This is a genomic window from Ornithinimicrobium pekingense DSM 21552 (genome assembly GCF_000421185.1).
Taxonomy (GTDB): domain Bacteria; phylum Actinomycetota; class Actinomycetes; order Actinomycetales; family Dermatophilaceae; genus Ornithinicoccus; species Ornithinicoccus pekingensis.
Window position 1 is genome coordinate 402,970 of the sequence record NZ_ATWJ01000008.1, and the last position, 11,232, is coordinate 414,201.

Genomic DNA, 11,232 nt, shown 5'->3' on the forward strand with positions numbered 1-11,232 from the left:
GCAAGGGGTGCCTGCGGTGACCCGGGTCACGGGGGTTGTCCCCCGTCGCACCTCGGAGGACGACACCCTCGCCGCGGCCGGTGCCGCTCACTACCGTTGAGGACATGACGGCTCCCGCCCTGCCCTTCGAGGGCCCCTCCGACACCGGCCCCCCGCCGCTGCCCGGGCGGGCAGGGGACAGCGCCGCGACCGCCCCGACGCCACCGCCCCGGCGCAGCCTGGGCCGCAGGTGGGTCGAGGGCTGGTGGGCCGCCGTCGGGCTCGTGCTCAGCCTGGCCACCGCCGCGCTGGCGCTTGCCGTCGTCGGCCTGGCGGTCGCCGGGCTGTTCTCCACCCCGGCCATGGGCGCCGGTCTGGTGCTCCTGGCCCTGGGCCTGTGGGGGGCCTGGCTGCTGGGCCGGGTGCACCGCGGCGTCCTCGTCGTCTTCGCCGGCGTCGACGTCGGACCCCCGCCGGCCAGCCGCGCCCCGACCTGGCGCAGGGTGGCCGGCCTGGACGAGCCCCGACTGCGCGCGACGGGGTGGGCCGCCCTGCACGGGCTGTGGGGGCTGCTCGCCGGCTCCGTCGTCCTCGTGCTGCTCACGCAGGCCCTCGCGCTCGCCGCCCTGCCCCTGCTCTCCGCCGTCGCGCCCGACGACGGCGCCCGCGTCGGCTGGCTCTTCACCGTCTCCACCACCACCGGGTATGCCGTGGGCACGCTCGCCGGCGTGCTGGTGCTGCTGCTCGTGCCGTGGGTCGCCCGCGGCCTGACCAGCGTCGACGTGGCGCTGGCCCGCTGGCTGCTCGGCGACGACCCGCAGCGTCAGCTGCGGGAGATGAGCCGCCGCGTGGAGACCCTGGCCACCTCCAGGTCCGAGACGGTCGACTCGGTGGAGGCCGAGCGCCGCCGGATCGAGCGCGACCTGCACGACGGCCCGCAGCAGCGGCTGGTCGCCATCGCGATGAACCTCGGCCTGGCGCGCTCCACCCTGGACAGCGACCCCGAGGGCGCCCGGGCGCTCATCGACGAGGCGCACGCGGCGTCCAAGGAGGCGATCGTGGAGATGCGGCAGGTCGCCCGCGGCATCGTGCCGCCGATCCTCGCCGACCGCGGGCTGGACGCCGCCGTGTCCGCCCTCGCCGCGCGCAGCCCCATACCCGTCTCGGTCTCCGTGCACCTGCCCGGCCCCTCGGCGCAGCGACCGGACCCCACCGTGGAGGCGATCGCCTACTTCTGCGTCTCCGAGGCCCTCACCAACGCCGCCAAGCACTCCGGCGCCGGCCACGTCAGCGTCGACCTGCGCGTCGTGCCCGGACCGGCGGGGGAGCAGCTGAGCGTCATCGTCACCGACGACGGCCGGGGCGGAGCGGTCGTCGGGCACGGCACCGGGCTGACCGGCCTGCGGCAGCGGGTGACCTCCGTCGACGGCGACCTGCAGGTCTCCTCACCTCCCGGCCACGGCACGACCCTGGCGATCACCCTGCCCATGCGACCCGGAAGGACGCGATGACCACCTCACCCCCCGACCAGCACCGGCCCGACCAGCTGCGGGTGATCCTCGCCGAGGACTCCGTGCTGCTGCGCGACGGCCTCGTGCGGCTGCTCCAGGCCGCGGGGCTGGAGGTCGTCGACGCCTGCCCGGACGCCGAGACCTTCCTGGCGTCGGTCCGCGAGCACCGCCCCGACATCGTGGTCGTGGACGTGCGGATGCCCCCCACCTTCACCGCCGAGGGGCTCCAGGCGGCGCTGGTCGTGCGCTCCGAGCTGCCGGACACCTCCGTCGTGGTGCTGAGCCAGTACGTGGAGGAGACCTACGCCACCGAGCTGCTGGCCGGCCGGCCGCGGGGCGTGGGCTACCTGCTCAAGGACCGGGTGGCCGACACCGGCGAGTTCATCGAGGCCATCCGCACGGTCGCCGCCGGGGGCACGGCGCTGGACCCCGAGGTCGTCTCGCAGCTGATGTCGCGCGCCCGCCACACCGACCCCCTGTCCCGGCTGACCCCGCGCGAGCAGGACGTCATGCGGCTGATGGCGCAGGGCCGCAGCAACAGCGCGATCTCCCGCGAGCTCTACATCGGGGAGGGCGCGGTGGAGAAGAACGTCTCCTCGATCTTCGGCAAGCTCGACCTGGCCCCCACCGGTGACGACCACCGTCGGGTGCTCGCGGTCCTGCAGTGGCTCGAGCACGGCAGCGACGCATGATGACCGCCCCGCCGCAGGACTCACCCGTCCCGGGCGCGACGGCATACCGGCACGCGCCCCCGCCCCAGGACCTGACGCGGCCCGGCGCCCCGCCCCCGCTGCCGGCGCCCACCTACCACCGGCGTCACCGCGGCCTGCGGATCGCCGGACTGGGCGTCGTCGGGCTGCTGGTCCTGGCCGGCGCCGCCTCGACGGTGCCCGAGATGGTCCGGGACGCCGAGGAGGAGGTCCACGCGCTGCCCGGGGGGACGGTCGAGCTCGACCTGAGCGGCGACGTCGGCGACGTCTCCGTGCGTGAGGTCGCCGCCGGCCAGGAGCCGTCGGTCACCGCGAGCAAGCACTGGTCCTTCCGGGAGCCGACCGTGGAGGTCTCCACCACCGACGCCGTCACCTCGGTCTCGCTGGACTGCCCCCGCCTGGCGCGCTTCGGCCAGTGCTACGCCGACTGGGACGTCCTGGTGCCCGAGGGGATGGCGGTCGTGATGCGTGCCAGCGTCGGCGACGTCGACATCGCCGACGTCACCGGTGCGGTGACGGTGCGCGGCTCGGTCGGTGACGTCAGCGTGAGCGGGACCCCCGCACGCCTCGACGCCAGCACCTCGGTCGGTCAGATCGACGTCACCCTCGACGAGCCCGTCGGGACGGTCCGCCTGCGCTCGAGCGTGGGGGACGTGACCCTGCGGCTGCCCGCAGGTGTCACCTACGACGTGGACGCGGTGTCCGCCGTGGACGAGCCGGTCGTGCAGGTCCAGACCTCGACCACGTCGCCGTATGCGGTGGACGTCAGCTCCAGCGTCGGGTCGGTGCTGGTCACCGACGGCTGACGGACCCGGCGGCTGACGGGCAGGACGCTGCACGCGGAGGGCCCCCGCACCGGCTGGTGCGGGGGCCCTCCTCGTGCGTCTCGCTTCTCACGAGGTCATCGAGGACCTCACGGGTAGACGAGAGCCTCCAGCTGCTCCTGGACGGCCAGGGTCACGGAGTTGTAGCCACCGGCGATCGTGATCTCCTGCACGCGCAGGTCCATGATCTGCTCGAGGACCGCCGCCGGGAGGGCGTCGGACTTCGTCAGCAGGACGGGGCTGTTGTGCAGCGCCGCCACCGGGCCGGCCGCGAGCGCGTCAGCGTAGTTCTGACCCGTCGCGAGCATGGCGTGGTCGGCCGGGCTCGCGAAGAACTCCGCGGCCACGGCCGCCGAGGTCTCGTAGCGGTTGGTGCCCGCGATCCGGACGACGTCACCGTAGGCGGCAGCCGCGTCCGCGACGTCCGAGGAGACGGCGCCGTCGCCACCCACGACCACGATGTGGGCGGGGTTGAGGCGGTCGAGCTCGGCCGCCACCGCGTTGGGCACGCTGTCCGGCTTGGTCAGCAGGACGGGGGCGCCCTCCATCCCGGCCGGGGCCGCTGCCGACATGGCGTCGGCGTACTGCTGGCCGCTGACGAGGAAGACCACGTCGGCGGAGCCGTACTCCTGGGCCACCGCTGCGGAGGTGCCGTAGCGGTTCGTGCCGGCCAGGCGCTCGACGACGGGCGAGTAGTCGCCCAGCCGCTGCTCCACCGTGGTCCCGATGGCACCGGGGCCACCCAGGATCACGATCCGCTCCGGGGCCAGCGTCTGCAGGGCCATCCGGGTCGGGGCGGGAAGGCTGCCGTCCTTGGCGAGCAGGACGGGTGCGTCCTGCACACCGGCCAGCGCCGAGCCGGAGAGCGCGTCGGGGAAGTCCACACCGCTGGCGATGTAGACCGTCTCGACACCCGTCTCGTAGTTCTCGACGGCGAGCTCGGCGGCGGTGGAGTACCGGTTCGGGCCCTGGGCGCGGCTGACCGCCGGGGTGTCGACGAGGCCGGTGCCGGCCCACTCGACGCCGAAGGCGGGGCTGGTCCAGGTCTCGACACCCGGCTCGCGGTCGTCGTTCCAGGCGCTGGCCTTGGTCACGTCGATCTCGATGATGTAGTCACCGGAGGCGACGCGCTCGCGGGCGCCCGTCTCGTTGACGTACATCCCGTCCCAGGTGTAGGCGGAGATGCCGTTGCGGCTCGCGCTGCGGGCCAGGTAGTCGTACTCCAGGACGGTGCCCAGGGACTCACCCTTGGTGCCGTCGGGGTTGGCGGAGAAGACCTCCCAGTCCATCGCGCGCGCCTGGTGCTCGAAGTGCACCAGGACCGTCGGGACGTCGCCCTGGTCCATCGTGTAGGTGGTGTCCTCACCGGCGATGTTCCAGGTGCCCTCCGGGTCGACGCACTCGTGGCCGAGGAAGCGGCCGCACTCGGCGAGCTTGCCCAGGACGGGCAGCTCGAGGGCGGTGGTGCCGTCGGCGTTGATCATGTCGGCGAGGACCTCGACGTCCTGCAGGTCGAAGGACGCGCCGCCGACCGGCACGGAGTAGACGCTCGCGTCGCTGCCGGTGGCGTAGACGTAGCCGCCGAACAGGTAGTCGAACTCCGGGGAGGCGATCGTCACGTCGACGGTGGCGTGGCCGCCCGCCGGCACGGTGACGGTCGGGGCCGAGAAGGTGGCCGTCGCACCGTCGAGGTAGTAGCCCCAGTCGTTGGCGGTGCCGGAGGTGGCCACCGCGGACTCGTAGGACATCGTGTAGACCTCGGTCGCACCCGTGGTGTTGTGCAGGGTCAGGGTGTGCGTGCTGGACTCACCGGGCAGCTGCTGCCCGAGGTCGAGCATCGACGGCTCGATCACGACGTCGGTCAGGATCGTCTTGTCGACCTGGATCATGCCGGCGCCCTGACGGTGCACGACCTCCATACCGGCCGCCGGGGCGATGCTCAGCGGCACCTGCTCGGCGGAGTTCTGCAGCCGGGTCTTGACGTCGGAGACCGACAGGCTCGGGTCGGCCTCCAGCATCAGGGCCACCGCGCCCGCGACGTGCGGGGAGGCCATCGAGGTGCCGGAGAGGGTGGCGTGCGGCTGGATCTCCAGCGGGTAGGTCGAGTAGATCTGACCACCCGGGGCGGAGACGTCCGGCTTGTAGCGCAGGTCGGCGGTGGTGCCGAAGGAGCTGAAGGAGCTCATCAGGCCACCGGTCGGGCTGGCGATCGCCTCGGTGCCCTCGACCCAGGTGATGTCGGTGCTGCCGTTGGCCAGGGCCGCCTCGGCAAGCCTGGTGCCGTCGGCCTGGGAGACGGCCACCACCGGGACGGTGATCGCCGGGTCGCCCGCGACGCTGGGGTTGATCATCCCGGCGACGTTGTTGTAGATGATGACGCCGGTGGCACCTGCGGCCTGGCCGTTGCGGGCCTTCTCGTGGAAGGTGCACACGCCGCGCTGGATCAGGACCCAGTTGCCGGCGATGATCTCCTTCTGCTCGGCCGTGAACGGGTCGGCGCCGCAGGCCTGGGCCTCGACCGTCCCGGGGGTGGCCACCGCGACGGCCGGCGTGGTGCCCGACGTGGGCGGCTCCGGGGCGGGGGTGCCGACGGTGTAGGGCACGTTGTTCTCGAACTCGTCGACGAACACGTTGGCCATGTACTCGACGTTGTCGACCGAGCCGACACCGATGGTGTCGACGCCGACGCCGGGGGCGCCGGCCGAGTGCAGGCCGTCCGCGCCGCTGTTGCCGATCGAGGCGACGACGACGACGCCTTCGCGGGCCAGCGCGTCGGAGGCCTGCGCGGTCGGGTACTCGGCCCAGGCGGAGAACGCCGAGCCGATGGACATGTTGACCACGTCCATGCTGTCGGACAGCGACTGCTCCATCGCGCGGAGCATGATGTCGCCCTCGGTCGAGCCGTCGCAGCCGAAGACGCGGTAGGCGCCGAAGGTGACGCCCGGGGCCACACCGGTGACCTCGCCGTCCGCACCGACGATGCCGGCCACGTGCGTGCCGTGGCCGCCGCAGTCGTCGGGGTTGCGGTCGGGCATGGGCTTGGGCTGGTAGGCGTCGGTGCTCGGGTCGGCGTTGTAGTCGTCGCCGACGAAGTCGTAGCCGAACGCGATGCGCTCCGTCGGGAACGCGGTGCTGCCCGGGGTGCCGTTGCCGCCCAGGTCGGGGTGGTCGATGTCGACACCGCTGTCGATGATGCCCACGCGCACGCCGGTGCCGTCGTAGCCCAGCTCGCTCTGGACCACGTCCGCGCCGGTCATCGTGATGGCGCTGAACAGCTCGGGGTCGAGGGTGGTCGACTCGGGCCGCTCCGGTGCGTCGATGATGCCGATCGGGAAGATCGCCTCGACGACCCCCGAGCCCGCGACGTCGAGCAGGTCGGCCTCGGCCACGTTGACGGACACGCCGTTCCACAGCGACCCGAACTCCTGACGGACCTCGACCTCGACGCCCGCATCCTCGACGTCCGCCAGGAACTGCTGGCGCTCGGCCTGGATCGTCGCCATGGACCCGCCCAGGGTGGTGGGCTCGCTGGCGAACTGGACGAAGAAGGCGTTGGGTGCCATCTCCGCCCCGGTGATCTGGTTGCCCTGGATCTTGCTCTCCGGCGCCGGCGATCCCGGCGCGATCTGCTTGTCGTCGGCACTGGCGGACAGGGGCGCGAGGAACGCACCCGTCATGGCCAGCGCGGCGACACCGGCAAGAGCACGGCGTGGGGGTAGTCCCCGGTGTGCTGATGTCACGCGATATCTCCCTTGATGACGCGCGGGCGCCCGGTCTGGCGCACGCAGTCCACGAGCCTACGTAACTTGTCGGCCCACAGGGCGCATTCAGGTTACGATCGGGTAACGATGGCGGCACACGGGCGGACAACACTTGGACCTTCAGGTCCGCCCTTCCCGGTCCTCGGCCCCCGTGTAGAACCACCGGCCCGCGCGCCGCGTGAAACGGCTGCGCTCGGCGAGCTCGCCACCGACGTGGGAGGCCACGAACTCCACCACACCCGCCGTGTCGTCCGGTCCGCCGTCGACGACCTCGAGCACCCGCAGCCCGGTCCAGCGGTCGTCGCCGAGATAGGGCTCCTCCGGCCGGGTGCGCGGGTCCCAGGTCCGCCACAGGTGCTCGCGGTCCCCCAGGGCGTATGCCGTGTAGCGGCTGCGCAGGAGCTCCTCGGCGGTGCCGGCGAGCCGCTCGGTCGACAGCAGCGGACCGCAGCAGGCGTCGAGGAGTCGTCCGGTCCCGCACGGGCAGAGGTCGCTCATCCTCCGGATCGTAGACACGGTGGGGCGCCCGGCGCCCGGTCGGCACCGGCGGGTCCCCTGGCGGGCCGTCGCGCCAGCCGCTTGAATGCCGGTATGCAGCCCGACCCGTCCCGCGTCCCCGTCCAGCCCGTGCCCGAGGCACCCGCGGCCTTCGTCGGCTGGACCGCCGCCGGGCCCGTGGACACCCCCGTGCGGGTCACCAGCGTGGAGGACTACCGGGCGAGCTTCGGCACCCGGCCGGGCGACCCCGAGGCCTCCCCCCTGGACCGTGCGGTCGAGCTCTTTTTCGCAGGCGGGGGGACCGACGCCGTCGTGGTGGGTGCGTCCGGCCCGACGGCCGGCCACGTCGTCCCGCCGGGCGGCGTCGGCGGTCTCGCCGCGCTGCGCGAGCCCTTCTCGCTCCTGGTCCTGCCCGGGCTGACGACCGCCGCGAGCCGCGCCGTCTCCGCGGCCCTCGCGCGCTGCGAGGAGGAGCGGGCGGTGCTGCTGCTCGACCTGCCTGCGGACTCCGACGCGCGCACGGCCGGGCTGCGCGCGGACCGGGTGGACGGGCCCCGCGACCGGGTCGCCGTCTACCACCCCTGGCTCCTCGCCGGCGGTGCCACCGTGGCCCCCAGCGGGGCCGTGGCCGGGGTCGTCGCCAGCACCTCCGCCCGTCGTGGCGTGGCCGACACCCCCGCGGGGGACCAGGCGGAGCTGCGTGGTGCCGACGGGCTCGCCCTCGACCTGGCGGCGGCCGGCGCCGAGCTGCTGGCGGCCCACGGGGTCAACGCCCTGCGCGACCTCCCGGACCGACGACGCGTCGTCTGGGGCGGCCGGCTGCTCGCGGCGACCGAGGCGACCGAGCCGTCCGGGCGCTTCCTGGCGGTGCGGCGTCTGACCGACCACGTCCTGTCCTCCCTCGAGGCGGGTATGGCGTTCGTCGCCGGGCGCCGCACGGACCCGGGCCTGGCCGACCTTGTCCGGGTGCGTGCCGAGGACTTCCTCACCGAGCTGTGGCGGACCGGTGCGCTGGCCGGCGTCAGCGCGCAGGAGGCGTTCTTCGTGCGCTGCGACGGGACCACCACCCCCGCCGCCGACCTCGCCGCCGGCCGGATGGTGCTGCGCCTGGGCCTGGCGACGGTGCGGCCGTCGGAGTTCGAGGTGCACGACCTCGTGCTCAGCACCGCGGGCGGGCACGGGCCGGAGGTGCTCGCGCCACCGGTCGCGCTCGCCCGCGCGGCGGACCTGGCCCGCGAGCGCCTCACGGTCGTGCGCCGGGAAGACCTGGCCGCCCTGACGTCGGGCCACCTGCAGGAGACGGAGCGCCGGCTGGCGCGGGTCTTCGACTCGGCCGCCCATGCCGGCACGGTGCTGGTCCTGGAGGAGGCCGACGCGGTCCTCGGCCGCGACGACGGCGCGGGGCGTCGGCACGGCGTCGAGGTGGTCCGCCTGCTCGACCGGCTCTCCCGCGAGACCGACGTCCCCTACGTCCTGGCCCGCCGCCCCTGACGGTGTCTCACGGCATACCCCGTGTCCCGGGGCACGCGCCGAGGGGCGCCGGCCCCGCTCGCGCGGTGCCGACGCCCCCTCGTGCGGACGCGGGTCGGGTCAGTTGCCGTTGCCGACGTAGCGGGGCTGCGTCTGCGGGTTGAGCGTGTTCATCCGGACCTTGGCGGCCGGGTCGGTCCGCGGGTCGTCGATCCTGAGCACGTCCAGGCCCTCGGTGATGTCCGAGGAGTAGATGTGGCCGTTGTAGTAGTACGACGACCACGCGCCGCCGAGGGCCGCGGGCTCGAGCGGGCCGCGCTCGAAGTGGGCGAACTCCTCCGGGTTGGCCGAGTCGGTGAAGTCGTGGACGGACAGGCCGCCCTGGTACCACGCCTGCACCATGATGTCCGAGCCCTTCACCGGGATCAGCGAGCCGTTGTGGGCCACGCAGTTCTCGGTCGTGGACTGGGTGCGCGGGATCTTGTAGTAGGACTGGAACGACAGGTTGCCGCGCCGGTCCAGGTCGTAGATCGCGTTGGCGCCCTTGGTGTCCGGGACGCTGTCGACGCACGTCGCCGCACCGCCACCGCCCAGCTCGTCGGTGAAGACGACCTTGGTGGCGTCCTGGTTGAAGGTCGCCGAGTGCCAGAAGGCGAAGTTCTCGGTGTCGCGGACCCGCTCGACGACCTTGGGGTTCACCGGGTCCTTGATGTCCAGGATGATCCCGTCACCCATGCAGGCACCCGCCGCGATGTTGCGGTTGGGGTAGGCGGTGATGTCGTGGCAGCCCGTCGTCTGGCGTGACCCGGTGCCTTCCGGGTTCCCGCCGCCGTCCTCGGCGAAGAGGTTCGGCTTGGCGACAACCGCGGCCGCGCCCGGGTCAGCCACCGGGACGTCGATGATCGAGATCGAGTCGTGCGGGGGCTGGCAGTTGGGGTTGCTCGCGCTCGGGCTGTAGCTGCTGACGTAGACGTAGATGTTCTTCTTGTTCTTGCTCGGCACGAGCGTCTGCGTGTGCGAGCCGCAGTCGGTGCGGACGCCCGCGACGTACTGCGGGTTGCGCACGTCGCTGATGTCGAAGACGCGCACGCCCTCCCAGGCGTCCGGGTTGGCGGTGCTGGACGACTCGCTCTCACAGGTGTTGTCGGTGCGGGCGTAGTCGACCGCGAGGAAGAGCAGGTCTCCCTCGACGCTGATGTCACCCTGGCCGCCGGGGCAGTAGACCTCGGTGATGATCTCCGGGTCGGCCGGGTCGGCGATGTCGACGACCCAGAAGCCGTTGTAGTTGCCGACGAACGCCAGGTCGTCCTGGAAGGCCATGTCCGAGCCGAACTCACCCTCGAAGACGGCGGGCTTGGGCAGGTTGGCCAGGTAGGTGATGTTGTCGCTCTTGGAGATCTCACCGGGCTCCAGGGTGGCCGCCGCGGCGTTCTCGGCGGTGGCCTCACCCTGGCCCGGCAGGGCCAGGCCGGTCGAGGCGCTCGTGAGCGTCAGCGCGGCCGCACCCAGCAGGGCGAGGCCGGTGCGGCGTCCGCGTCGTTGCGGGCGTTTCGTCATGCGGGGTCCTTCCTCTCCGGGACCCTCCAGGGGCGCAGGGTCGACGTCCGGTGCGCCCGACAGTAGGCAGCGTGAACGGCCCGCGGACCCGGCTTTGCCAACTTCTTACGCGATCAGAACGGTTCCTTGACCTGCGCCCTCTGTCGCTCCTGCGGGTGCCGTGATGGGGTTGGGCCCATGCCCGCACGCCCCCTCCCGACGCTGCTCGTGGCCGCCCTGGTCGGCCTCGGCGCGTCCGCCTGCTCCTCCACCGAGCAGCCCTCCGCGACCACCGTCACCCCCGACCGGCCGGTCATCCAGCCGGGTGCGCCGGGGGAGGCGAGCACCACCCACACCGGACCGATCGCCATACCCGTCGAGCAGCCCACCGACGCCGACGTGCTCTTCGTGAAGTCGATGATCGTGCACCACGCCCAGGCCATCGAGATGGTCGACCTCGCCGAGGACGGCCTGGAGGACCGGCAGGTCGTCGCGCTCGCCGAGCGGATCCGCGCGGCGCAGGGTCCGGAGGTCGGCGCGATGGCGGCCTGGCTTGCGGAACAGGACGAGCTCGTCCCGCCCGAGGCCGCGGACGTCGGCGTGGACGTGGAGGCCCTCGGCGGGGAGCTCGGGGCCCGACCCCGCGGAGGTGGGCACGCCCACGCCACGGGCGGGCAGGAGACCATGGCGGGTATGGCGTCGCCCGAGCAGCTGGAGCGGCTCGGGTCCGCCCGGGGCCAGGAGGCCGACCTGCTCTTCCTCGAGCTGATGACCGCCCACCACGAGGGCGCGCTCGACATGATCGACCAGCACGGAGCCGGTGGCCTCGACGTGCGGGCGCGGGAGATGGCCGACGAGATGTCGGTCGAGCAGACCGCCGAGATCGGGCGGATGGCCGAGCTGCGCGACCGCATCCTGGGGTGAGGCCAGGACAAAGCCCGTG

Annotated in this window: 8 protein-coding genes; 5 read left to right on the forward strand and 3 right to left on the reverse strand. The window is 73.2% G+C overall.

Annotated elements, in window-relative coordinates:
* Positions 1-104 precede the first annotated feature (104 nt).
* The 3 genes from K330_RS0107265 to K330_RS0107275 are packed head-to-tail and all read left to right on the forward strand — an operon-like array spanning position 105 to position 3,006.
* Positions 105-1,490, forward strand: a complete 1,386-nt coding sequence (locus tag K330_RS0107265; protein ID WP_022921178.1) for a sensor histidine kinase — start codon at positions 105-107, stop codon at positions 1,488-1,490.
* On the forward strand, positions 1,487-2,182 hold the full coding sequence (locus K330_RS0107270) for a response regulator transcription factor (protein WP_022921179.1): 696 nt from the start codon (positions 1,487-1,489) through the stop codon (positions 2,180-2,182). Before K330_RS0107265 ends, K330_RS0107270 begins: the two co-directional genes overlap by 4 nt.
* The gene (locus tag K330_RS0107275) at positions 2,179-3,006 is read left to right on the forward strand and encodes a DUF4097 family beta strand repeat-containing protein (protein ID WP_156875722.1); all 828 of its coding nucleotides are present in this window, start codon (positions 2,179-2,181) and stop codon (positions 3,004-3,006) included. The genes K330_RS0107270 and K330_RS0107275 overlap by 4 nt, the downstream gene beginning before the upstream one ends.
* A gap of 107 nt (positions 3,007-3,113) precedes the next feature.
* Here the strand turns inward: K330_RS0107275 and K330_RS24515 are convergent, their stop codons facing one another.
* Positions 3,114-6,764 carry a cell wall-binding repeat-containing protein gene (locus K330_RS24515; protein ID WP_022921181.1) on the reverse strand — a complete coding sequence of 1,217 codons (3,651 nt, stop codon included), beginning with the start codon at positions 6,762-6,764 and terminating at the stop codon, positions 3,114-3,116.
* Positions 6,765-6,905: 141 nt separating this feature from the next.
* Positions 6,906-7,283, reverse strand: coding sequence for a YchJ family protein (locus K330_RS0107285; RefSeq protein ID WP_022921182.1), 378 nt, complete (start codon positions 7,281-7,283; stop codon positions 6,906-6,908).
* Between the two features lie 93 nt (positions 7,284-7,376).
* On the opposite strand from K330_RS0107285, the gene K330_RS24520 reads away from it, so the two are divergent.
* A complete protein-coding gene (locus K330_RS24520; RefSeq protein ID WP_022921183.1) occupies positions 7,377-8,774 on the forward strand; it encodes a phage tail sheath subtilisin-like domain-containing protein in 1,398 nt (465 codons plus the stop codon).
* Positions 8,775-8,873: 99 nt separating this feature from the next.
* Here K330_RS24520 and K330_RS0107295 read toward each other — a convergent pair whose 3' ends face one another.
* On the reverse strand, positions 8,874-10,310 hold the full coding sequence (locus K330_RS0107295) for an LVIVD repeat-containing protein (protein WP_022921184.1): 1,437 nt from the start codon (positions 10,308-10,310) through the stop codon (positions 8,874-8,876).
* Positions 10,311-10,487: 177 nt separating this feature from the next.
* Between K330_RS0107295 and K330_RS19840 the strand changes: the two genes are divergently transcribed.
* A complete protein-coding gene (locus K330_RS19840) occupies positions 10,488-11,213 on the forward strand; it encodes a DUF305 domain-containing protein (RefSeq protein ID WP_022921185.1) in 726 nt (241 codons plus the stop codon).
* The last annotated feature ends 19 nt before the right edge of the window (positions 11,214-11,232 follow it).